Below are 22,278 nucleotides of genomic sequence, written 5' to 3'. Positions count from 1 at the left end.
GCGCGGCCTTTGCCAAATCCGCTAAAGCGTCGCGCCCAGATAGCGTATGTCATGCAGTCCGGGGTGCAACGCGCCTCGTGAACCTATGCGCCGGTAAGGCCGGACACTAAGGACGCATCTGTGGCCAATAACGATTTTCTCTTCACTTCCGAATCCGTCTCCGAAGGGCACCCCGACAAGGTTGCCGACCAGATTTCCGATTCGATCCTCGACGCCATCTTCACGCAGGACCCCAACGCGCGCGTTGCAGCCGAAACGCTGTGCAACACGGGCCTGGTCGTGCTGGCTGGTGAAATCACCACCACCGCCAACGTGGATTACATCCAGGTTGCGCGGGACACCATCCGCCGCATCGGCTACGACAACACCGAATACGGCATCGACTACAAGGGCTGCGCGGTGCTGGTTGCTTACGACAAGCAATCGCCCGACATCGCCCAAGGCGTCGACCGCAGCTCGGAAGACTATCTGAACCAAGGCGCGGGCGACCAAGGCCTGATGTTCGGCTATGCCTGCGACGAAACGCCTGATTTGATGCCCGCCCCGATCTGGTATGCGCACCGCCTGGTGCAGCGCCAGAGCGAACTGCGCAAGGACGGCCGCCTGCCGTGGCTGCGCCCGGACGCCAAGTCGCAAGTGACCTTCCGCTACATCGACGGCCGCCCGGCGGAAGTCGATACCGTGGTGCTGTCGACCCAGCATGCGCCGGAAGTCACGCAAGAGACCATCCGCGAAGCGGTGATCGAAGACATCATCAAGCCGAGCTTCCCCGAAGGCCTGATCACGCCGCAAACGAAGTTCCTGGTCAACCCGACCGGCCGCTTCGTCATCGGCGGCCCGCAAGGCGATTGCGGCCTGACCGGCCGCAAGATCATCGTCGACACCTACGGCGGCGCATGCCCGCACGGTGGCGGCGCATTCTCGGGCAAGGATCCGTCGAAGGTTGACCGTTCGGCTGCCTACGCGGCCCGCTACGTGGCCAAGAACATCGTGGCCGCCGGCCTGGCGCGCCAATGCCAGGTGCAGGTCAGCTACGCCATCGGCGTGGCCGAACCGATCAACATCACGGTCTACACCGAAGGCACGGGCGTGATCCCCGACGATCAGATCGCCAAGCTGGTGCGCGAGCACTTCGACCTGCGTCCGAAGGGCATCGTGAACATGCTGGACCTGCTGCGCCCGATCTACGCAAAGACCGCCGCCTACGGCCACTTTGGCCGTTCCGAGCCGGAGTTCTCGTGGGAAGCCACGGACAAGGTTCAGGAATTGAAGAAGGCGCTGTAAAACAGCGAATCTTCATGAAGAACGCCCCTGCCATGAACAATGGCAGGGGCGTTTTTTATGGGAGGAAGTGCTGGGCACGTAGGATGGGTGAAGCGCGCAAAACTCTCCACCACTGCGCCACCGCCGATCGCGCGCAACCCATCACCCGCCGATGGCATGACGCCGCAATGGTTAAAAGCCACCGCGGTTTTGATGGCCTGGCTACAGAAGCTTTGGGCGTTTTCGACGACCCGGCTTCAAAACCCTTGTACGTTATCGACGACGCCGCTTCAGAACCCTTGGGTTCTTGCCGCTGCCCTTCAGAATTCCACCGTTGCTTGATGGGTTTCGCGCGAACTAGGTTGGTTTTCTAACGACCTGGTTCGCGCGCTGCACCCATCCTACAGGTCCCACACTGACATATCGGGCGTTTGTTGCGTCGGCGCCAGCACCGGTTCCAGCGTTGCCGCGCAGTCCAGCAGCGTGGCGTCGTGGCCTGCGGGGGCCAGCAGTTGCACGCCGATCGGCATGCCGTCGGCGTCGAATCCAGCGGGTAGGGCGATGGCGGCCGCGCCCAGGAAATTGGCGGGGCGCAGCAGCTTGCCTAGGCCCGCATGCCGCACGTCTTCGGCATCCAGCGGCTGCGCGGCCTGGTCGCAGGCGGGCATCAGCAGGGCGTCCAGCCCCTGCAGGGCGCCAGCGAATGCCGCCATGTCGGCCTGCCGCCGAATCAGCGCGGCTTCGTAGTCTGCCTGCGCGATCCGGCCGCCCGCCGCGATGCGCGCGCGCACCACTTCCCACAAGGGCGCGGCGGGGTTTTCGGCCAGCGCGCCGAAGTAGCGATAGGCCTCGTATGCCAACACCAGCGAGTTGTCGTCCGCCATGCGGGCAAACGACAGCGCCGCGGGCGGATGCCAGGGGGTGGGGGTCAGGCCGGCATGCGCCAGGCGCTCTTGCATCTGATGCCAGACCTGCATGGCGGCGTCGGATAGTGGTGCAGGCCAGGCTTGCGGCGGCAAGACGGCGACAACAATGGGAACGCTTAAGGAAGAGGAGGCAGTAGGGGGAGTACCAGCACCGGCGGAGGTGGAGGCGGTAGCGGTGGCCGAGGGGACGGAGGCGGGAGCGTCAGCGGCGACTCGGCGCGCCACGGGGTGGCGCAGCGCGGTGACGCAGGACGCGGGCAACGCCAAGGTGGCGGGGTCGTCCACATCCGGTCCGGCAAGTATTTGCGCCAGCAGCCGGGCGTCCGCCACGCTGCAGGCAATGGGGCCCAGCACATCCAGCGTGTCCGACAGCGGCAGGCAGCCCGCGCGGCTGATCAGGCCCGACGATGGCTTGTAGCCCACCAACCCATTGAGCGCCGCGGGCGCGCGCACGGAACCGCCGGTATCGCCACCCAGTGCGATGGGCGTCAGGCCAGCCGCCACTGCCACGCCCGCGCCGCTTGAAGAACCGCCGGGGGCGCGGGCTACCTTTGCATCCCACGGGTTGCGCGCCGTGCCCTGGGTGGGGTTTTGGCCCGACAGCCCAAACGCGAATTCCGTCATGCGCGTCTTGCCCAGGATCACCATGCCCCCCGCCGCCAGTGCGCGCACCGCCGTCGAGGTTTCCGTGCTGATCACGCCACGCCGCGCCTGCGAGCCGCCGGTGGTGGGCGTGCCCTGCCACTGGATGCTGTCCTTTACGGCCACCGGCACGCCATGCAAGGGCCCCAGCAGCATGCCCGCGGCCAGCAGCCGGTCGGCCGCGTCGGCCTGGGCCAGCGCGCGTTCGGCGGTGACCTCGCTGAAGGCCGCCAGTGGCGCGGCGCGTTCGATGCGGTCCAGGAAGTGGGCGGTGACCTGGCGCGAGCTCAGTTCACGGTCACGGATGGCGCGGGCCAGTTCGCGGGCGTCTCGAAAATGCAGGTCGGTGGGGGCTTGTGCTGGCATGGCTCTCTTCAAGAAAAGGAAAAGCCTTCCGGCCCTGACGGGTCCGGAAAGCGTTTATACGGCGCGCGGCGGAAATTGCACCGACTTCACCGACTTCAGCAGCTTCGCGATTCAACGGCTGGGTTGTCGTGCCGCTGGCCGGCAACAACCCGCTTATACATTGTGCCGATTCCCACAGCCCGCGCGCAGGTGCGAAACGGATCTAAGCGCCCGGCCACTCCGCCCGCACCGATGGCCTTGCGGAGCCTCTTACGCGCCCAGATACGCCCGAGCCAACGCGCCGTCTTGCGCAATCTCCGCCGCCGACCCCTGAGCCGCCACGCGTCCCGATTCCAGCACATACGCCCGGTCCGCCAACGATAGCGCCAGCGCCGCCATCTGATCCACCAGAAGAATCGTCATGGATTCCGCACGCAGGCGGTCCAGCGCTTCAAACAGCTCATCAATGATCTTGGGCGCCAGGCCCAGCGACGGCTCGTCCAGCAGCAGGATCACCGGCTTGGCCATCAGCCCGCGCGCGATCGCCAGCATCTGCTGTTCGCCGCCCGACAAGAGGCCGGCGCGCTGATGCAGGCGTTCGCGCAGGCGCGGAAAGCGCGTCAGCATTTCCTCGACGCGGGCCTCGCGGTCCTGGGGATGCAGGAAGGCGCCCAGCCGGATGTTGTCCAGCACGCTCAAGCCGGGAAACACTTGCCGCCCTTCGGGCACCAGCACCAGGCCGCGCGCCACGATGCGGTCGGCGGCCAGGTTGTTCAGTTCCATCCCTTGCAAATGCATGCCGCCTTGCGCGGGCCGATGCAGCCCCGCCAGCGTGCGCATCAAGGTCGACTTGCCCGCGCCGTTGGCCCCCAGCAGCGCCACCATCTCGCCCTGGCGCACTTGCAGGTCGATACCGTGCAGCACGGGATTCGCCCCGTAGCCGGTGACTAGGTTGCCCACGCCCAGCACCTCGGGCGCCACGGGCGTGCCCGCCGGACGTTGCCGCGCGGCCGGCGCGCGCCGTGCGCTGTCGTCGCCCAGATACGCCTGGCGCACCGCGGGCGACTGCTGGATTTCGGCCGGGTTGCCCTTGGCCAGTTCGCGGCCCGCGTCGATGGCCACGACGTGATCGGACACGCCCATCACCAGCGTCATGTCGTGTTCGACCAGCAGCACGCCCGCGCCCGCTTCGGCGATGCGCCGCAACAGACCGGCCAGGCGCGTCTTGTCTTCGCGCGACAGGCCCGCGGCCGGTTCGTCCATCAGCAGGATGTCGGCGTCCGTAGCCAGCGCGCGGGCAATTTCCACCAGCCGCCGGTCCACGTGCGGCAGGTCGGCGGCGGGGATGTTCAGCGCGCCTTCGTAGCCGCAGAACGCCAGCAGGGCGCGCGCGCGTTCGCGTACGTCTGGTGCCAGGTAGCGGCGCGATCCCAGCAGCCCGCCCAAACGGCCGCGCACCATGCCCAGCGCCACGTTGTCTTCCACGGTCAAGGTGTCGAACAACTGCGAGGTCTGATAGGTGCGGGCAATGCCGCCGCGCGCCACGCGATAGGCGGGCAGGGCGGCCAGTGGCGTGTCGCCCAGCGACACCGCGCCGCTGGTCGGCTGGTAGTAGCCGCTAAGCATGTTGATGACGGTGGACTTGCCCGCGCCATTGGGGCCGATCAGCGCCGTGATGGCGGCGGGCGGCACGTTGAACGACACGGACTGGACGGCGCGCACGCCGCCAAACGTCATGGTCAGCGCATTGGCGCGCAGCACGCGCCCGGCGCGTCCGCCCATCGACATGCCGCCGCCATGGCGCGGTGCAAGCGCCTGGCCCGCCGCGTTGCGACGCCAGCGCGACAGCAAGCCTGCCACCCCATCCGGCGCCGCCCACAGCACCACCAGCAGGAACACACCGAAGAACAGCAGGCGGTATTCCTCCAGGCTGGACAGCAGTTCGGGCAGCAGACCCACCACCACCGCGCCCAGCAAGGGCCCGGCCAGGGACCCCGCGCCGCCCAGCGTTACCGCCAGCACGAACAGAATCGACTGCATGAAATTGAAGTTGTGCGGCGTGATCATGCCGGTCTGCGGCGCGTAGAGCCCGCCCGCCAAGCCCACCACCGCCGCCGACACCATGAACGCCACCGTCTTGACCATCAAGGGATTGATGCCGATGGATTCGCTGGCGGTCTCGCTGTCTTTCACCGCGCGCATGGCTGCGCCCCAGGTGCCGCGCGACAGCAGCGCGTATGCCGCCAGCGCCACGAACACGGCCACGATCGCCAGCATCGCCACGCCCCGGTCGCCGCCGATGCCAGCCAGCGAGGGCTGTGCGATCCCCATGATGCCGTTTTGCCCGCCCGTGACGTCGCCGCCTTCGATCAGCGCGTGTTCCACGATGAAGCCAAAGGCGATGGTGATCATCGCCAGGTACGGCCCCTTCACGCGCAGCGCGGGCAAGGCCAGCAGCAGTCCGAAGGCGCCCGCCACCACAGCCGCCGCGGGCCACGCCAGCCAGAAGCTCCAACCCGCCTGGCCGGTCAGGATGGCCACGGTGTAGGCACCGATGGCGTAGAAGCCCGCGTGGCCGAACGACATCTGCCCGGTCAGCCCCAGCAGCACGTTCAAACCGATGCCAGCCAACGCCAGCAGCGCCACGTTGCCCAGCACGAAGACGTAATAGCCATTGACGGTAGCCGCCAGAACCAGGGCGGCCACGGCCAGCAGCGCGTAGAGCGCCAGCCACAGCCGGCGCGATGCAAGTCGCTTATTCATCAGACCTTCCTGACATCGGCGCGGCCGAACAATCCGTTCGGACGCACGGCCAACATGACGATCACCAGCGTGAAGCTGATGATGTGGGTGTACCCGGAGCCCAGGTTCACGGTGATCAGCGCTTCGACCACGCCAAACAGCAGGCCCGCGATCATCACGCCCCAGGCGCTGGTGATGCCGCCCAGAATGGCCACCACATAGGCCTTCAAGCCGAACAGCGTGCCCATGTCCGCCTGCACGTTGAACAGCGGCGCCACCAGCGCGCCCGCCACGCCCGCAAACAGCGTGGACACGGCGAAGGCGGCCATGATGGCGCGGCGCACGGGGATGCCCATGAGCCGCGCGGCGTTCGGGTTCTGCACCACGGCCAGCAGCGCCACGCCCCAGCGCGTGCGGCGCGACAGGGTGTGCAGCGCGGCGGCCAGCGTCAGCCCGACCAGCGGAATCAGCAGTTGCAGCGGGTAGACGCCCAGCCCCAGGCCACCGATTTCAAGCGGGGCTTGCGCCAAGGGCGAAGGCAGGCTGCGCGGCTCCTTGCCGAAGGTGAACATCACGACGTTGTCCAGCACGATGCCCAGCGCTACCGTCGACATCAGCCAGGCGTTGGAGCCCCGGCTGGCGAACGGCCGCACCGCCAGCCGCTCGACCACCAGCCCATACAGGGCGCAGAGCGCCAGCGCCACCAACAGCGCGGGTGCCAGCGGCCAGCCCAGGGTCTGGACGAACGTATAGGTCAGCACGGCGCCCAGCATCATGGAACTGCCCTGGGCGAAATTCACCGTTCCCGACACGGCGTAGGTCAGGTAGAAGCCCAGGGCCATCAGCCCGTACATGCTTCCCAGACCCAGGCCGCTGACGATGGCGGACATCAACAACATGCGCGTCTCCCGCGTGATGCAACCGGTTTATTGCGCGCCCTTGACGGGCAGGATGCGGTTATCGACGAAATGCGTCCACACGTAGTCGTCCTCGCGCAGTGCGTCGTGCGACGTGGGGGTGAAGGGCTGTTCGTACGTCTTGATCAGGCCGTCGTACTTGCCGATCTTGTAGAAGCCCTGGCGCACGGCGTCGCCATCGGTCGAACCGGCCTGCGTGATGGCCAGCGCGGCCAGCTGCATGCCGTCATAGGCGTTGGCCACGCCCACCGCCGGCGTGATGTCTTGCGGGCCCTTGATGTCGGAATACTTGGTCTTCAGCGCCTGCAAGACCTTTTCGCCCACCGGCCCTTGCTTGCCGAAGAAGCTGTAGGTCTGCACGAAGTGCACATTCTTGGCGTTGGGGCCGGCCAACTCGGTGAAGCGCCCGCCCGCGGGACCCCAGTGCGACACGATCGGCACCTTCCAGCCCATGCGGTCCAGCGACTTCACCACTTGCGCCGACGGGCCCACGTTGCCCACCATGAACAGCGTGTCCGCGCCCGCGGCCTTCAGCCGGCTCAATTGCGGCACCACGTCCAGGTCGTTGGCCTGGAATTTTTCAGTGCCCGCCGCCGTGACCTTGGCGGCGGCCATTGCCGCGTTCAAGCCTTTTTCGTTGGATTCGCCCCAGGGGTTGTTCACCAGGATCAACCCGGGCTTGGCGGTCTTGAACGTCTTTTGCGCGTACTGCAGCATCGCGCTGTCAACGATCTCGTCCATGGCCGACACGCGGAACACGAAGTTCGGGTTGCCCTTGTTATGCGTGATGGCCGTGCCGGCGGCCCACGGCCCCATGAACGGCACTTTCTCCTGGTTCACGATGGGCACGATGGCCATCGACACCGGGGTGTCCAGGCCGCCGAACAGTACGGTCACTTTCTCTTTGAAGATCAGTTCGCGCGCGGCGGCCATGCCCTTGGCGGGGTTGCCTTCGTCGTCGCGCCGCACCAGCTCGATCTTGCGGCCGCCCAGCAGGCCACCCTTGGCATTGATCTCGTCGATGGCGATGGTCATGCCGCGCGTGAGCGCTTCGCCCGCGCGGGCGGATTCACCCGACAGCGCGGTGATCAGGCCGATCTTGATGGGGTCGGCGGCAAGCGCCGGTTGCAGGGCGAGGCCGGCCGTGAAGAGGGCGGCGGCGGTGGCGCGAAGCATGAAGGAACGGCGGGTCGGGACCATCGAGACACTCCTGAAAAAAGTGGAACGGATCTTGCATGGGGTTAAGGGCTGCTTCCGTACCCCATGCAAGATCCATGCCACCTGCGTCCACCGGGCCGCCGATTGCCAGGATCGCGCTGCCACGAGGGGAGATGTGGCGTCTTTGGGCGTGGTTTGTATGCGTCAGAACCGAGTTTTGTTTCCAAAGAACCAATAATTTTGTTAACAATCATGCATCAGGATTTGCACCAAAATGAACCCAACCTTGCTTGCAGGCACTAATCCGGGGCGTGACGACGCCGCTGCCTGGACCCCCGAGGCCCTGGCTTGCCACGGCCGCTTCGCCTATCAACCGATTGCCGGACGGCAGGACTACACCTGGCCGAATGGCGCGCGGCTGGCCGTGTATCTGGGCTTCAATATTGAGCATTTCGCGTTTGGCGAAGGGCTGGGGGCGGAATTGGGACCGGCCTCGCCGCATCCGGACGTGCTGAACTACGCCTGGCGCGAATACGGCAACCGCGTGGGCGCGTGGCGCTGCCTGGAATTGTTTGACGAACTGCGCTTGCCCGCCGGCGTGCTGATCAATACCGCCCTGTATGACCATTGCCCTGACCTGATCGACGCCTTCCTGGCGCGCGGCGACGAACTGATCGGCCACGGCTACAGCAACGCTCATCGGCAGGGCGGCTTGCCCGAAGCCGAGGAAAGCGCGCTGCTGGCGCATTGCCGCGACCGCATTGCCGAACACGCCGGCCAGGCGCCCGCGGGTTGGTTGTCACCCTGGATATCGGAAAGCCACGCCACGCCCGACCTGCTGGCCGAAGCGGGCTATCGCTACACGCTCAACTGGTGCCACGACGACCAGCCCATGCGCATGCGCACGCGCGCAGGCGAGCTATGGGCCATCCCGTACCCGCAGGAACTCAACGACATCCCGATGATCATGGGCCGCAAGATGGACGCGCGCGACTTTGCCGATATGATTCTTGACCAGTTCGAAGAGATGCGCGCGCAGGCGCTGCGCCAGCCGCTGGTGATGGGCATTGCGCTGCATCCCTATATTGTTGGGCAACCGTATCGCTTGCGGCATCTGCGACGGGCGCTGGCGCCATTGGCGGCCGCGCGCGACCGGGGCGAGATCTGGTTCACCACGCCCGGCGAAATCTGCCGTCACGTGGACAGCCTGCCGCCCGGCGTGATCGCCGCGCTCTGACGGGTCAAACCGCCGGTCCGCCGCGCCGATGCCCGTATTGCTTGTATTGCCCGTCTTGTACGTTTATCCCCGAGTCCAGCATGCCAACCCGTAGCCCCGCAACACCCCGCGCCAAGCCCGCTGCCCGCAAACCGATCGCCGTCGAACCGGCCGTGGCGGGCGCCGCCAGCCCTGGCGACGGCTCGCCCGACAGCGACATGGAACGCCGCATCTGCGAAGCGGTATATGAAAGCGTGATGAGCCAGCGGCTGACGCCTGGCACGAAGCTGCCCGAGGCCGCGATCTGCGAGCTCTTCGGCGTGTCGCGCTCGGTGGCGCGCAAAGCCTTGCAGCGCCTGGCGCACGAGCACGTGGTGGACCTGCACCACAACCGGGGCGCCGTGGTGGCCGAACCCACGCCTGAAGACACGCGCCAGATCTTCCAGGCGCGCCGCGCGCTGGAAGCCGCGCTGCTGCCCTTGGCCGTGGCGCGCGCCACCAAGGCCGACTATGCGTCGCTGCGCAAACAGTTGCGCGACGAGCACGCCTTGCTGCATCGCGCCGGCCAGCCCGCGTGGGCGCGCCAGGCCAGCGCGTTTCACGTGCGGCTGGGCGAGCTTTCCGGCAACGCCATCCTGCACGGCTATCTGGCCGAGCTGGTGTCGCGCTGCTCGCTCATCGTGGCGCTGTACGAACCGCCCGGCAACGCCGCCTGCGAACACGACGAACACGTGCTGATCGTGGATCTGATGGAACGCGGCGACGTGGCCCAGGCCGTGAAGATCAATGACAACCACTTGGCGGACCTGGAGCGGCGCATCAGCCTTGAGCGCCCACAGCCCGCACAAACCCTTGCCCAGATGCTGGGACTGGCCTGATATGGAAATCGACTTCGACGCAATCACCGAGTACCAGCGCTACAAGCTGATGGCCAGCCTGATCGTGCCCCGGCCCATCGCGCTGATCACCACCCTATCCGAAACCGGCGTGGTCAACGCGGCGCCGTTCAGCATGTTCAACATGCTGGGCGAAGACCCGCCCATCGTCATGGTCAGCATCAACCGCCTGGAAGACGGCGGCTTGAAGGACACGGCGCGCAACATCGCGCGCGACAAGGAATTCGTGGTGCACCTGACCGACGAAGCCATGGCCGAAAAAATGCACCGCTGCGGCGACCGCCTGCCCGCCGACGTCAGCGAACTGGCCCACGCCGGCCTGGACGCCGCGCCCAGCCACCACGTCAAGCCGCCGCGCATCGTGCAGGCCCCCGTGGCGTTCGAATGCACGCTCTACGAAACCATGGAAACCGCCAGCCGCCAGATCTTCATCGGCCAGGTGCGCTGGCTGCACGCGCGCGACGGCCTGATCGACACGGAAACCTGGCGCGTGCGCTTGCAGGATTACTTCCCCGTGGGAAGGTTCGGCGCAAGCTTCTACGTCACCACGCGCGACCGCTACGCCATCGGCGCGGGCGACGCGCCGGCGGGCACGGCGGCGAGCACGGCGATTGATGAGATTTAACGCACGAAGGCTAGCTGTGGATCGACGCGGCTATGCGTGCTTGGGCGCGGCCGGCTAGGTGCGGCCGGCCAGGTGCGGCCGGCCAGGTGCGGCCGGCTTAGGCGCGGCCGGCTAACGCGTGGCCAAGCCTTCGGACCGTCCGATGACGCGGGATGTGTCCAAGGGTGCGTCGGCGGCTTCGTAGCCTGCCTCGGAAATCGCGGCGTCCAGGCTACGGTACCGAGCATCGAGTTTCGAACTCCGCAGCCCGCACATGCCGTCGTTCCAGGCATGCACCATTTGCTTGGCAATCCAGCGCCACTGCGGTTCGTTCTTCGCTGCCTCGATGACCTCGCGTCCCACTTCGACCGCCGATTCGCATAGCTGCTCGACCATCGCCTGATACTGCTTTGAATTGATGCCAAGCCTGGCCAGCATGAACTTGGCCAGCGTGCTGCCGGGAACCCATGTCTTGCGTCCGTCAACGGATAGGGCGGGCGCACTGTTGCTGAATTCGGGGTAGGCCTGGGTCGTGACGATGTCGTAAACGGGCGTGTACGCGACGTCGGCGCGCGAGGTGTAATACAAGGCGATGTTCTTGGCATGGCAATCCGCGTTGCGAACCACGTAGTTCGTAAGCAGGTGCCAAGCGAAGTGAAGGTTTTGCGCACGCAGGGATGCCGAAGGAAGGTACTCGCGGGTGGCCTTGTAAACGCGCTCGGTGGTCGTGCCGTACTTTTCGTGGGGCGGCAGGCCGAGCAGGCTGCAAGCGTCTTCCACACCGCTTATCGGCTGGCCGGCAGCATCGACGTCGAAGCGGTCAACGACCAGCACACGGCCATCGTCGGACATCTGGGCATTGACGACGGGCACGACATTCAAGCGCCGCAATACGCGCAGCGTGAAGAACTCGTTGAATCCCAAATAGGGCGTCCTTTCGTCGGACCCCTTGATGATGTGTTGCGGGGTGCGCAACGTGGCTTTTTCCGTATCGGGGGCGCCTTGGCTACCCCCGTCGGGAGCCAGGAATTTTGGCACCACGCCCGAGATGGCGCTGCGTGCATACGCGCGCACCAGCGCGTCGAAGCGGGGCGCGGTGTTCTCGGCCGTCAACAGGTCCTTGATATTCAGGGGCGGTAACGGCAGGCCAGGACTTGCGCCTTCCGCTGTCACCGCTACACGTCCAATACCGGATGCGCCGACGACGGCAAGCAGGGATAAGTCCGTGCCATCCATGAGGGGGCCAAACAGCTCGCGGATTACGCCAAGCAGATGCCCTTCAGGCAAGTTTTGTCGAAAGAATGGGTGCAAGTCGCGGGGCCATCGCCACGCCGCCTCGCGCACTGGCATCGTGAGACTGACGAAGGCGTCGTCGGGGGCGTCAGGGACATAATCGAGAACGTATTCGTCTGCCTCGCGATATAGCTTGGCGACGTGGCGTCCGAGAACGTGGACGTCCAGTTTCATGGCTTATTCCCCGCGCCGTTGTTCGGCCAAAATGTCTTCCAAGGTCCGCTGGTGGCCAGCTTTGACAACTTTAAGGTCGTAGCCGGCAGCGTCCAGCAGCCGGACCAGCGCTGATACGCTCATGTCGTTGCGTGCCAGGTTTTCCATGCGCGTCAGCGTGGTTCGGGCGACATCCGCGCGCCGGGCCATTTCCTCTTGCGACAAGCCGCTTTCCTTGCGGGCCGAGCGCAGCATTTCCGCGACATCGCCGAGTGTGGTCATTTTGTAGCCCCTGGGCATCAGAATAGGATAATTCTAGCTAATTTGTAGCCCCACGGCTACAGCCTAGAGCAGTCACCAGCCCGCATTTCCCCCGCCCGGCCCCTTCAAATACCGCGCGAAGCGCTGGGACAGAAAATCCACGAATGCCACCGTCTTGGCCGGCAGGTTCAGGCGTTCGGGGTACAGCGCGTGGATGTCGGCAGCGGGCGTGCGCCAGTCGGTCAGCACTTCGCGCAGCCGGCCGTCACGCAGGTAGGCGGCGGTTTCCCATTCCGAGCGCATGACGATGCCGTGGCCGTCCAGCGCCCATTCCAGTGCGCTTTGGCCGTCGTTGGAACTGACCGGGCCGCGCACTTTCACGGTTTCCGCGCGTTGGCCGGATTCCAGCCGCCAGGTGCCGTAGGCGACCTCGTTTTCGCGCACCACGATGCAGCGATGGCGTTGCAGTTCGCCCGGGGTGCGGGGTTCGCCGTAGGTGGCCAGGTAGCGGGGCGACGCGCACAGCAGCCTCCGGTTGGACGCGATCTTGCGGGCCGTCAGGCGGGCGTCGGGCAGGTCGCCGAAGCGCACGGCCACGTCGAAGCCTTCTTCGATCAGGTTCAAGGGCCTGTCCGTCAGCCGCATCTGCACTTCCACATCGGGATACTGACGCGCGAAATCCGACACGGCCGGCACGATGTGCGCGCGGCCGAAGCCGAACGTGGCGTTCAGCCGCAGTAGCCCCTGCGGTTGTGCGCGGGCGCTGGACACCGAGCGTTCCAGCGCTTCAAGGTCTGCCAGGATGCGCCCGCCTTCGGCGAGATAAAGCTCGCCTTCCTGGGTAACGCTGACGCGCCGGGTGGTGCGGTTCAGCAGCCGCACGCCCAGGCGCTGTTCCAGCCGGGCCAGCCTGGCGCTGATGGCGGGCGGCGTCAGGCCCAGTTCGCGCGCCGTGGCGGACAGATTGCCGTGTTTGACCACCAGCGAGAAGAAAGCAAGATCGGAAAGGGCGTCCATGGCAGTCCCCCAAGGCGGTGGCCATTTATAAATTAAATCTAATAAAGATTTAGTTTTTACGCGAATTATAAAGATGCAGGCCGCCTATAAACTGGCCGCTCCACTATAGAGCCGCACCGCCACTGCGCCACCACGCGGCCAACCGAGGAGACATCCGCATGACCATCAAACCCGTAGCCGGCGCCTTGTGCGCGGCCCTTGCCATTACTGCCTGTTGGACCGCGCCGGCCACCGCCGCCGACGCTTTTCCTGATCGAGCGATCACGCTGATTGTGCCGTTCGCGCCTGGCGGCAGCGTGGATATCGCCGCGCGCCTGATCTCGGATGCCTGGGGCCGCGCGCTGGGGCAGAGCGTGATCATCGAAAACCGCGCCGGCGCGTCCGGCAACATCGGCATGTCCGCCGTGGCGCGCGCCCAGCCCAATGGCTACACGCTGGGCATCAACACCATGTCGCTGGCCATCAACCCGGCGCTGTTCAAGACCATGCCGTTCGACACCCGCAAAGATCTGCGGTCGGTGGGCACCGTGGGCACGTCGCAGCACGTGCTGACGGTAACGAACGACTTGCCCGTGGCCAACGTCAGCGAACTGCTGGCCTATGTGCGCGCGCGGCCCGCGAATGAACTCAGCTTTGGGTCGGCCGGCACCGGCAGCACCTTCCACATGGCAGCGGAATTGTTCAAGTCCGTGTCCAAGACGCAGATCCTGCATGTGCCCTACAAGGGCGGCGGTCCGGCCATGGTGGACACCATCAGCGGCCAGGTGCAGATGAGTTTTCCGGTGTTGTCCGCCGCCAAGCCGCAGGTGGACGGCAAGAAGCTGCGCGCCCTGGGCGTGACCGGCACGACGCGGTCGCCGCTGCTGCCCGACGTGCCGACTATCGCGGAGTCCGGCTTGCCCGGCTACGAATTCAACACCTGGTTTGTGGTCAGCGCGCCGGCAGGCACGCCGCAACCGGTGATCGACACCTTGAACGCCAAGCTGGCCGAAGCCCTGCAATCGCAGGAGCTCAGCACGCGCATGCAGAAAGAGGGCTTCGAACCGCTGGTGTCTACGCCCGCGAAGACGGACGACATGGTGGCCGCCGAGATGACGCGCTGGGCCAAGGTGGTGAAGGACGCCGGTATTCAGGCCAACTGACTGGCTGATTGAAGCCATTGCAAGACGCGCCCGCGCCTGCCGCGGGCGCTCAAATTCAAGGAAGCAAGACATGCCCCGCATGACGCTGTACGACAAACTGGTGGCCAGCCATGAGGTGGCCCGCATCGACGACGAGCACATTCTGCTGTACGTGGATCTGCACATCATGAACGAATACACCAGCCCACAAGCCTTCAGCGGGCTGGCCGCGCGCGGCCGCGACGTGCTGCGGCCGGGGCAGCAGATGGCAGTGGTGGACCACATCATTCCCACGCACCCGGTGCCGTCGGCGCTGCGCGTGATTGCCGATGAGGCCTCGTCGCGCCAGGCCGTGAATCTGAAACGCAATTGCGACGAACAGCACATCGCGCTCTTCGATACGACCGACCCGTTGCAGGGTATTGAGCACGTGATCGCGCCCGAGCACGGCATGATCCTGCCCGGCATGGTGGTGCTGTGCGGCGACAGCCACACCACCACTTATGGCGCTTTGGGCGCCTTGGGCTTCGGCATCGGCACGTCGGAAGTCGAACACATCCTGGCCACGCAGACGCTGGTGTACCGCGTGGCGCGCAACATGCGTGTGCGGGTTGACGGCGTGCTGGGCACGGGCGTGTCCGCCAAGGACCTGGTGATTTATCTGGTGCATCGCATCGGGGCGCAAGGCGCGCGCGGCCACGCGGTGGAGTTCTGCGGCGAGGCCATCGACGCCTTGTCGGCCGAGGCCCGCATGACCCTGTGCAACATGACGGTGGAAGCGGGCGCGCGCGCTGCGCTGATCGCGCCGGACGCCACCACCGACGGCTACGTCACCGCGCACGCGCCGCAGTTGCAGGGCGACATGCTGGCAGCGGCGCGCGCCTACTGGGCCACGCTGCGCACGGATGCCGGCGCAGCGTTCGACGCCGAACACGTGTTCCATGCCGCCGATATTGCGCCGTTCGTCACCTGGGGCACCAGCCCCGATCAAGCAGTGCCGGTCACGGGCTGTGTGCCCGACCCGCAAGCCGAACCCGATCAACTGGCCCGGCTGGCGCTGCAAAAGGCCATGGACTACATCGGTCTTGCGCCCGGCGCGCCAATCGCCGGTGTGCCGGTGGACCGCGTGTTCATTGGGTCCTGTACCAACGGGCGCATTGAAGACCTGCGCGTGGTGGCCGGGCTGGTGCGCGGCAGGAAGGTGGCGGCGGGCGTGCGCGCGATGGTCGTGCCGGGTTCTGGCGCGGTGCGCGCGCAGGCCGAAGCCGAAGGCTTGGCGGCGCTGCTGATCGAGGCGGGTTTCGAGTGGCGCCAACCGGGCTGTTCGATGTGCCTGGCGATGAACGACGACGTGCTGCGCCCGGGCGAGCGCTGCGCGTCCACCACCAACCGAAATTTCGAAGGACGCCAGGGGCGGGCAGGGCGCACGCACCTGATGAGCCCGGCGATGGCGGCTGCCGCCGCGCTGGCCGGCCGCATCGTTGACGTCCGTGACTGGAGCCAAAGCCAATGAATCCGCTGATTGAAGGCATCGCCGCGCCGTTGCCGTACTCCAACCTGGACACCGACCAGATCATGCCCAAGCAGTTCTTGCGCATCATCGACAAGGCAGGGCTGGACCGAGGCCTGCTGTATGACCTGCGCTTTGACGAACATGGTGCGCCGCGCGCGGATTTCGTGCTGAACCAGGACGCCTACGCGGGCACCTCCGTGCTGGTGGCCGGCCCGAATTTCGGCTGCGGCTCCAGCCGCGAGCACGCGGTGTGGGGCTTGCAGCAGTTCGGCATTCGCGCGGTGATCGCGCCCAGCTTTGGTGAAATCTTCTACTTCAATGCGGTTAATAATGGCCTCTTGCTGGTCAGCCTGCCGCCCGCCGATGTCGACGCCTTGCTTGCGCGGGTGTCCAATACGGAAGCGCTTGGCGCCAACCGCGTGGCCATCGACGTGATGGCGGGCCAGGTCCGCGCCGCCGACGGCTGGACGGCGGGCTTTACCTTGCCGGAGCGGCACCGCCGCATGTTCGCGCAAGGCCAGGACCTGGTGGGCGCGTCGCTCTTGCAATTGCCCGAGGTGGAGCGGTTCGAGGCCGTCCACTGGGCGCGGCATCCTTGGATGAAGGACGTGGCGCGCACGGTGCGCGACCGCCTGGATTCCGATCGACAATAAACGCATAAGGAGACCCCACCCATGACCGCATTTTTCGACTTGCCCGTGCGCCGCATCCCGGCCAATGGCATTGAGATCGCCGCGCGCATCGACGGGTCGGGCCCGCCCTTGCTGCTGTTGCACGGCCATCCGCAAACGAGCGTCATCTGGCACCGCGTGTGGTCGGAACTGACCCGGCATCGCACCTGCGTGGCGGCCGACTTGCGCGGCTATGGCGACAGCACCAAGCCCGCGGCCACGCCGGACCACGCCGCGCATTCCAAGCGCGAGATGGCCGCCGACATGCTGGGCGTGATGCGCGCGCTGGGCCACGAGCGCTTCGAGGTGCTGGCGCATGACCGGGGCGCGCGCGTGGCGCATCGGCTGGCGCTGGACCATGCCGGCGCCGTGTCGCGCATGATGCTGCTGGATATCGCACCGACGCTGGACATGTACGAAGGCACTACGCGCGCCTTCGCCCAGGCCTACTTCCATTGGTTCTGGCTGATCCAGCCCGCGCCTGGCCCGGAAACCATGATCGAGCACGACCCCGTTTTCTACCTGCGTTCGGTCATGGGTGGCCGCCCGGGCGGCCTGGTGCATTTTTCGGCCGAGGCGATGGCGGAATACGAACGCGCGGCCCGCTTGCCAGGTTGGGCCACCGGGCTGTGCGAAGACTATCGCGCGTCGGCCACGGTGGACCTGGACCACGACCGCGCCGGCCGCGCCTCGGGCGAGCGGCTGCGCATGCCGGTGCGGGCGCTCTGGGGCGAGCGCGGGGCGGTGGGCAAGAATTTCGACGTACTGGCGCTATGGCAAGCGATTGCCGACGAGGTCTCGGGCGGGCCCTTGCCGGGGGCGCATTACCTGGCCGAAGAATGCCCGGATGCCGTGCTGCAAGAGGCCGGCGCGTTCTTCGGATGGCGCTGAACGGCCGTCGTCAAGCTAGCCTCGGCGGGCGATAGGGCTATCCATAAAGGGACGCAACCCTGGTGGTAACCTTCGGCCCATGAATCGTTACTTCGCTGATCTTTCCGAGCTGCCCGACCCTGACGACGCCCAACGCGTCTTCAAGGCAACCGACTCCCCCTGCGTGGCCGTGTGCTCGACCCTGTTTGACGACATCTGCCGCGGCTGCGGCCGCACGGCCATGGAAGTCGCCAACTGGGTGTTCATGTCGGAAGAGGAAAAGCGCGACGTCTGGGTGCGCATCAAGGCGCAGGGGTATCCCCGGCGCAACAACTAAGGCGGGGCGGGCCGGGTCTACCGGCCATTTTTTTGGCTGTTTCGGGTCTGGCTGACTTGGGCTGTGTCGTGGCCCTGTCACATGGCACGGGCTAAATCTCGGTATCGCTGCAAACGCGGCGCACTTCCGGCCCTATCATGCGCATCGTCCTGGTTACGGATGCCTGGCATCCGCAAGTCAATGGCGTCGTCCGCACCTGGACGACCATGCGGCAGATTCTGCATGAATGGGGCCACGAGCTGATCGTGGTGAGCCCGGAGGGCAGCCGGACCGTGCCCGCGCCGTCCGAACCCGACTTGCGTCTGTGCCTGCAGCCCGGGCGGCAATTGCGCCGCATCCTGGGCGACATCATCCCCGACGCCCTGCACATCGCCACCGAAGGCCCGCTGGGGCTGGCGGCGCGCCGCATGGCGCTGTCGCGTGGCTGGCAATTCACGACGTCATTCCACACCATGTTCCCCGACTACCTGCAAGCGCGAATGGGCATTCCCGCCGCCTTGCCGTGGCGCTACCTGCGCTGGTTCCACCGGCCTTCGCAATGCGTGCTGGTGCCCACGCCCACGGTGCGCGACGTACTGGTGCGGCGCGGCCTGGGCAACCTGCAGGTCTGGTCGCGCGGGGTGGACCCGCGCAAATTCCAGCCGGCCCGCAGCCAGGCATTCGCGCATCTGCCGCGCCCCGTTTTCTTGAGCGTGGGTCGCGTGGCGCGCGAGAAGAACCTGGATGCCTTCCTGTCGCTGGACCTGCCGGGCAGCAAGGTGGTGGTGGGGGCGGGGCCGGACGAGGCGCGGTTGAAAAAGCGGTTCCCTGATGCGGTCTTCCTGGGCATGCAGCAGGACGATGCGCTGCCATCGTTCTACGCCGCGGCTGATGTGTTCGTGTTCCCCAGTCTGACCGACACGTTCGGCCTGGTGATGCTGGAGGCGATGGCATGCGGCACCCCCGTGGCGGCGTTTCGCAGCGAGGCGCCGCTGGCGGTGGTGAACCAGGGCGTCACCGGCTGCCTGCACGACGACCTGGCCCAAGCCTGCCGCGCCGCGCTGCCGCTGGACCGTGAGGCGGTGCGGGCGCATGCGCTGACCCGTAGCTGGGATTCCGTGGCGACGAGCTTGCTGGATGCGCTGGTGCCGTTGGTGCCGTTAGTGCCGGAATCCGCGTCGCGCACCGCCCCGGCACGGGCAGGATGAAGAACTGATCTTCCCCTGGTTTTTTTCAGGGACGCATTTCCGCGCAGGGTGCCGAACCGGTACAATGCCCGGCAATCCTGAGGAGCGTTGCGACGACCCAGCGGTTCCCGCCTTGCACGGTAAGTGCAACAGCAATGTGCAACGGCAACGTGCAACAGCATCGCGGAACCCCGGCTCGCCAGGCTCAGGAATCCTTGTTCAAGCGCCGCGCCTTGCGCGTCGCTACAGCAACGGCGCTCACCTTTGTCGCATATGGCGGGAAAGGCGAGCACTCGACTGTCGTGGTGTCTTCGCGTTGTCCGGCCATATCGTGCGCCGTTCGATATTCACGTGGAGCCTACACACCATGAACGCTGTTACTGATAAATCCTTCTCCGACTACCTGGTTGCCGACCTGTCGCTGGCTGGCTGGGGCCGTCGCGAACTGGCCATCGCCGAAACCGAAATGCCCGGCCTGATGGCCATCCGCGAAGAGTTCGCCGCCGCGCAGCCGCTCAAGGGCGCGCGCATTGCCGGCAGCCTGCACATGACCATCCAGACCGGCGTGCTGATCGAAACGCTGGTGGCCCTGGGCGCCGAAGTGCGCTGGGCCTCGTGCAACATCTTCTCCACGCAAGACCACGCCGCCGCCGCCATCGCCGCGTCCGGCACGCCGGTCTTCGCCGTCAAGGGCGAAACGCTGGAAGAGTACTGGCAGTACACCCACAAGATTTTCGAATGGCCCAATGGCCAGCACGCCAACATGATCCTCGACGACGGCGGCGACGCCACGTTGATGTTGCACCTGGGCACCAAGGCCGAGAAAGACATCTCGGTGCTGGCCAACCCGGGCAGCGACGAAGAGCGCATCCTGTTCGCCGCCATCAAGGAAACGCTCAAGCGTGATCCGAAGTGGTATTCCACCCGCCTGGCGCAGATCAAGGGCGTGACGGAAGAAACCACGACCGGCGTGCATCGCCTGTACCAGATGTCGCAAAAGGGCGAGCTGGCCTTTGCCGCCATCAACGTCAACGACTCGGTCACCAAGTCCAAGTTCGACAACCTGTACGGCTGCCGCGAATCGCTGGTGGACGGCATCAAGCGCGCCACCGACGTGATGGTGGCCGGCAAGATCGCCGTCGTGGCCGGCTACGGCGACGTGGGCAAGGGCTGCGCCCAGGCGCTGGTCGCCCTGCGCGCCCAAGTCTGGGTTACCGAAATCGACCCGATCTGCGCCCTGCAAGCCGCGATGGAAGGCTTCAAGGTCGTGACGATGGAAGAGGCCGCCCTCCATGGCGACATCTTCGTCACCGCCACCGGCAACTACCACGTCATCACGCGCGAGCACATGAACGCCATGAAGGACCAGGCGATCGTCTGCAACATCGGCCACTTCGACAACGAAATCGACGTTGCCGGCCTGGCCGATTGCCAGTGGGAAGAAATCAAGCCGCAGGTTGATCACGTGATCTTCCCGGACGGCAAGCGCATTATCCTGCTGGCCCAAGGCCGCCTGGTGAACCTGGGTTGCGCCACCGGCCACCCGTCGTTCGTGATGTCGTCGTCGTTCGCCAACCAGACCATCGCCCAGATCGAACTGTTCACGCGCAACGACGCCTACAAGTCGGGCGAAGTCTATGTGCTGCCCAAGCACCTGGACGAAAAGGTTGCCCGCCTGCACCTGAAGAAGCTGGGTGTGAAGCTGACGACCCTGCGCAAGGATCAGGCCGACTACATCAACGTGCCGGTCGAAGGCCCCTTCAAGCCCGAGCACTACCGTTATTGATAGGTTGAAAGCACAATAGGAAATGCCGCGCCATGTTGGCGCGGGTTTCCGAGCCGCGGGCGAACCTGGTTTTCGCCTAAAGAAATCCGGGCCGCGGCGCGTCAACACAGGAGTTCGAACATGGTGGCATTGATACTCGTCTGGATCCTGAACGCGGTGGCCTTGCTGGCCGTCGCCTACCTCTTGCCCGGCATCGTCGTAGCCAGCTTCGGTTCAGCGCTGATCGCGGCGTTGGTGCTGGGCCTGGTCAACATGCTGGTCAAGCCGGTGCTGGTGTTGCTTACCTTGCCCATCACGATCGTCACGCTCGGGCTCTTCCTCATCGTCATCAACGCCTTGTTGTTCTGGTTCGTCGGCTCCGTGCTGAAGGGCTTCCAGGTCAACGGGTTCTGGTGGGCCGTGGGCGGTGCGTTGCTGTACAGCCTTATCTCTGGCCTGCTTACCAAACTGATCCCCTAATGTCTGACTCGACTTCCCCTGCTTTCAGTCTGGAGTTCTTTCCTCCGCGCGACCTGGCCGGCCAAGAGCGGCTGGTGCGCGCGGCCAAGCAGATGCTGGCCATTCAGCCCAAGTACGTCAGCGTGACTTTCGGCGCGGGTGGTTCCACGCGCGCCGGCACGGCCGACGCCGTGCGCACGTTGCGCAACCTGGGTTGCGATGCGGCACCTCACTTGTCTTGCGTAGGCGCCACGCGCCAGGATCTGCGCGACATACTCCAGACGTACAAGAGCGAAGGCGTGCGGCGCGTGGTCGCCCTGCGCGGCGACCTGCCCTCGGGCATGGGCGGCGACGCGGGCGAACTGCGCTACGCCAAGGAACTGGTGTCGTTCATCCGCGAGGAAACCGGCGACTGGTTCCACGTTGAAGTGGCCGCCTATCCCGAAATGCATCCGCAAGCCGCCAACCCGTCGGCGGACCTGGATCATTTCGTGGCCAAGGTGAACGCGGGGGCCGATGCCGCCATCACGCAGTACTTCTTCAACGCCGACGCCTACTTCGACTTCGTCGACCGGGCCCAGGCCAAGGGCGTGAACGTGCCCATCGTGCCGGGCATCATGCCCATCACGAATCACACGCAACTGCTGCGTTTTTCGGAAATGTGCGGCGCGGAAGTGCCGCGCTGGATCCGCCTGCGCTTGGCGGAGTTTGGTGACGATAAAGCATCCATCCGCGCCTTTGGCGTGGATGTGGTGACCGAGTTGTGCCAGACCCTGCTGGACAACGGCGCGCCGGGTTTGCATTTTTATACGCTGAACCAGGCGGAAGCACCGCTTGCGGTGTGGAAAGAACTGGCGCTGTAAAGGCTGCGTAGGATGGGTGAAGCGCGCGCAGCTTGGCAGAAAAACACGATGCCACGCCGCGCGCAACCCATCATTCACTG

General features: G+C 65.9%; 20 protein-coding genes and 1 riboswitch. Of the genes, 13 read left to right on the top strand and 7 right to left on the bottom strand.

Features of this window, described 5'->3' with window-relative positions; all coding sequences use genetic code 11:
* Window positions 1–120: 120 nt before the first annotated feature.
* Window positions 121–1,284: a methionine adenosyltransferase gene (metK, locus tag P8T11_RS18685; protein WP_046802994.1), complete on the top strand. Its 1,164-nt coding sequence runs from the start codon at window positions 121–123 to the stop codon at window positions 1,282–1,284.
* A 380-nt stretch (window positions 1,285–1,664) separates the two neighbouring features.
* Here metK and P8T11_RS18680 read toward each other — a convergent pair whose 3' ends face one another.
* From P8T11_RS18680 to P8T11_RS18665, 4 genes are all read right to left on the bottom strand, one after another.
* The gene (locus P8T11_RS18680) at window positions 1,665–3,197 is read right to left on the bottom strand and encodes an amidase (RefSeq protein ID WP_268080586.1); all 1,533 of its coding nucleotides are present in this window, start codon (window positions 3,195–3,197) and stop codon (window positions 1,665–1,667) included.
* A gap of 249 nt (window positions 3,198–3,446) precedes the next feature.
* A complete protein-coding gene (locus P8T11_RS18675; RefSeq protein ID WP_268080587.1) occupies window positions 3,447–5,939 on the bottom strand; it encodes a branched-chain amino acid ABC transporter ATP-binding protein/permease in 2,493 nt (830 codons plus the stop codon).
* Window positions 5,939–6,817 (bottom strand): branched-chain amino acid ABC transporter permease, encoded by an 879-nt coding sequence (locus P8T11_RS18670; protein ID WP_100853873.1) that lies wholly within the window; start codon window positions 6,815–6,817, stop codon window positions 5,939–5,941. Before P8T11_RS18670 ends, P8T11_RS18675 begins: the two co-directional genes overlap by 1 nt.
* A 27-nt stretch (window positions 6,818–6,844) precedes the next feature.
* Window positions 6,845–8,035: an ABC transporter substrate-binding protein gene (locus tag P8T11_RS18665; protein ID WP_050446159.1), complete on the bottom strand. Its 1,191-nt coding sequence runs from the start codon at window positions 8,033–8,035 to the stop codon at window positions 6,845–6,847.
* A gap of 232 nt (window positions 8,036–8,267) precedes the next feature.
* Here P8T11_RS18665 and P8T11_RS18660 point away from each other — a divergent pair, with 232 nt between their 5' ends.
* From P8T11_RS18660 to P8T11_RS18650, 3 genes are all read left to right on the top strand, one after another.
* A complete protein-coding gene (locus tag P8T11_RS18660) occupies window positions 8,268–9,230 on the top strand; it encodes a polysaccharide deacetylase family protein (protein ID WP_268080588.1) in 963 nt (320 codons plus the stop codon).
* An 80-nt stretch (window positions 9,231–9,310) separates the two neighbouring features.
* Window positions 9,311–10,087 carry a GntR family transcriptional regulator gene (locus P8T11_RS18655; protein ID WP_268080589.1) on the top strand — a complete coding sequence of 259 codons (777 nt, stop codon included), beginning with the start codon at window positions 9,311–9,313 and terminating at the stop codon, window positions 10,085–10,087.
* A gap of 1 nt (window position 10,088) precedes the next feature.
* Window positions 10,089–10,730: a flavin reductase family protein gene (locus P8T11_RS18650; RefSeq protein WP_050446162.1), complete on the top strand. Its 642-nt coding sequence runs from the start codon at window positions 10,089–10,091 to the stop codon at window positions 10,728–10,730.
* Between the two features lie 111 nt (window positions 10,731–10,841).
* Here P8T11_RS18650 and P8T11_RS18645 read toward each other — a convergent pair whose 3' ends face one another.
* From P8T11_RS18645 to P8T11_RS18635, 3 genes are all read right to left on the bottom strand, one after another.
* Complete coding sequence (locus tag P8T11_RS18645) at window positions 10,842–12,176, bottom strand: type II toxin-antitoxin system HipA family toxin (protein WP_268080590.1); 1,335 nt, start codon at window positions 12,174–12,176, stop codon at window positions 10,842–10,844.
* Window positions 12,177–12,179: 3 nt separating this feature from the next.
* Window positions 12,180–12,437, bottom strand: coding sequence for a helix-turn-helix domain-containing protein (locus P8T11_RS18640; RefSeq protein WP_050446164.1), 258 nt, complete (start codon window positions 12,435–12,437; stop codon window positions 12,180–12,182).
* Window positions 12,438–12,509: 72 nt separating this feature from the next.
* On the bottom strand, window positions 12,510–13,433 hold the full coding sequence (locus P8T11_RS18635; protein ID WP_268080591.1) for a LysR family transcriptional regulator: 924 nt from the start codon (window positions 13,431–13,433) through the stop codon (window positions 12,510–12,512).
* Window positions 13,434–13,591: 158 nt separating this feature from the next.
* Between P8T11_RS18635 and P8T11_RS18630 the strand changes: the two genes are divergently transcribed.
* The 9 genes from P8T11_RS18630 (at window position 13,592) to metF (ending at window position 22,198) form a co-directional block, all read left to right on the top strand.
* Complete coding sequence (locus tag P8T11_RS18630; RefSeq protein WP_268080592.1) at window positions 13,592–14,575, top strand: tripartite tricarboxylate transporter substrate binding protein; 984 nt, start codon at window positions 13,592–13,594, stop codon at window positions 14,573–14,575.
* Between the two features lie 70 nt (window positions 14,576–14,645).
* The gene (gene leuC, locus P8T11_RS18625; protein WP_268080593.1) at window positions 14,646–16,067 is read left to right on the top strand and encodes a 3-isopropylmalate dehydratase large subunit; all 1,422 of its coding nucleotides are present in this window, start codon (window positions 14,646–14,648) and stop codon (window positions 16,065–16,067) included.
* On the top strand, window positions 16,064–16,720 hold the full coding sequence (leuD, locus tag P8T11_RS18620) for a 3-isopropylmalate dehydratase small subunit (RefSeq protein WP_268080594.1): 657 nt from the start codon (window positions 16,064–16,066) through the stop codon (window positions 16,718–16,720). Before leuC ends, leuD begins: the two co-directional genes overlap by 4 nt.
* 21 nt (window positions 16,721–16,741) lie before the next feature.
* Window positions 16,742–17,629 carry an alpha/beta fold hydrolase gene (locus P8T11_RS18615; protein ID WP_268080595.1) on the top strand — a complete coding sequence of 296 codons (888 nt, stop codon included), beginning with the start codon at window positions 16,742–16,744 and terminating at the stop codon, window positions 17,627–17,629.
* A gap of 79 nt (window positions 17,630–17,708) precedes the next feature.
* Entirely contained in the window at window positions 17,709–17,945 is a 237-nt protein-coding gene (locus tag P8T11_RS18610; protein ID WP_100853881.1) for a DUF1289 domain-containing protein, read from the top strand.
* Window positions 17,946–18,082: 137 nt separating this feature from the next.
* Entirely contained in the window at window positions 18,083–19,132 is a 1,050-nt protein-coding gene (locus P8T11_RS18605) for a glycosyltransferase family 4 protein (RefSeq protein ID WP_268080596.1), read from the top strand.
* 73 nt (window positions 19,133–19,205) lie between these two features.
* Window positions 19,206–19,378, top strand: a riboswitch (S-adenosyl-L-homocysteine riboswitch).
* Between the two features lie 100 nt (window positions 19,379–19,478).
* Window positions 19,479–20,897 (top strand): adenosylhomocysteinase, encoded by a 1,419-nt coding sequence (ahcY, locus tag P8T11_RS18600; RefSeq protein ID WP_268080597.1) that lies wholly within the window; start codon window positions 19,479–19,481, stop codon window positions 20,895–20,897.
* A 123-nt stretch (window positions 20,898–21,020) separates the two neighbouring features.
* A complete protein-coding gene (locus P8T11_RS18595; RefSeq protein ID WP_268082328.1) occupies window positions 21,021–21,356 on the top strand; it encodes a phage holin family protein in 336 nt (111 codons plus the stop codon).
* A complete protein-coding gene (gene metF / locus P8T11_RS18590) occupies window positions 21,356–22,198 on the top strand; it encodes a methylenetetrahydrofolate reductase [NAD(P)H] (RefSeq protein WP_268080598.1) in 843 nt (280 codons plus the stop codon). Before P8T11_RS18595 ends, metF begins: the two co-directional genes overlap by 1 nt.
* Window positions 22,199–22,278 lie beyond the last annotated feature (80 nt).

The organism is Achromobacter spanius (genome assembly GCF_029637605.1).
GTDB lineage: Bacteria > Pseudomonadota > Gammaproteobacteria > Burkholderiales > Burkholderiaceae_B > Achromobacter > Achromobacter spanius_E.
This window is presented reverse-complemented; position numbering and strand designations above follow the sequence as displayed.

Coding starts and splice junctions, on each gene's coding strand:
- P8T11_RS18680 (WP_268080586.1), bottom strand. CDS start 3,197: ATGCCAGCACAAGCCCCCACCGACCTGCATTTTCGAGACGCCCGCGAA.
- leuC (WP_268080593.1), top strand. CDS start 14,646: ATGCCCCGCATGACGCTGTACGACAAACTGGTGGCCAGCCATGAGGTG.
- metF (WP_268080598.1), top strand. CDS start 21,356: ATGTCTGACTCGACTTCCCCTGCTTTCAGTCTGGAGTTCTTTCCTCCG.
- P8T11_RS18655 (WP_268080589.1), top strand. CDS start 9,311: ATGCCAACCCGTAGCCCCGCAACACCCCGCGCCAAGCCCGCTGCCCGC.
- P8T11_RS18640 (WP_050446164.1), bottom strand. CDS start 12,437: ATGACCACACTCGGCGATGTCGCGGAAATGCTGCGCTCGGCCCGCAAG.
- P8T11_RS18610 (WP_100853881.1), top strand. CDS start 17,709: ATGAATCGTTACTTCGCTGATCTTTCCGAGCTGCCCGACCCTGACGAC.
- P8T11_RS18630 (WP_268080592.1), top strand. CDS start 13,592: ATGACCATCAAACCCGTAGCCGGCGCCTTGTGCGCGGCCCTTGCCATT.
- P8T11_RS18665 (WP_050446159.1), bottom strand. CDS start 8,035: ATGGTCCCGACCCGCCGTTCCTTCATGCTTCGCGCCACCGCCGCCGCC.
- P8T11_RS18660 (WP_268080588.1), top strand. CDS start 8,268: ATGAACCCAACCTTGCTTGCAGGCACTAATCCGGGGCGTGACGACGCC.
- P8T11_RS18675 (WP_268080587.1), bottom strand. CDS start 5,939: ATGAATAAGCGACTTGCATCGCGCCGGCTGTGGCTGGCGCTCTACGCG.
- ahcY (WP_268080597.1), top strand. CDS start 19,479: ATGAACGCTGTTACTGATAAATCCTTCTCCGACTACCTGGTTGCCGAC.
- leuD (WP_268080594.1), top strand. CDS start 16,064: ATGAATCCGCTGATTGAAGGCATCGCCGCGCCGTTGCCGTACTCCAAC.
- P8T11_RS18645 (WP_268080590.1), bottom strand. CDS start 12,176: ATGAAACTGGACGTCCACGTTCTCGGACGCCACGTCGCCAAGCTATAT.
- P8T11_RS18605 (WP_268080596.1), top strand. CDS start 18,083: ATGCGCATCGTCCTGGTTACGGATGCCTGGCATCCGCAAGTCAATGGC.
- P8T11_RS18615 (WP_268080595.1), top strand. CDS start 16,742: ATGACCGCATTTTTCGACTTGCCCGTGCGCCGCATCCCGGCCAATGGC.
- P8T11_RS18650 (WP_050446162.1), top strand. CDS start 10,089: ATGGAAATCGACTTCGACGCAATCACCGAGTACCAGCGCTACAAGCTG.
- P8T11_RS18670 (WP_100853873.1), bottom strand. CDS start 6,817: ATGTTGTTGATGTCCGCCATCGTCAGCGGCCTGGGTCTGGGAAGCATG.
- P8T11_RS18635 (WP_268080591.1), bottom strand. CDS start 13,433: ATGGACGCCCTTTCCGATCTTGCTTTCTTCTCGCTGGTGGTCAAACAC.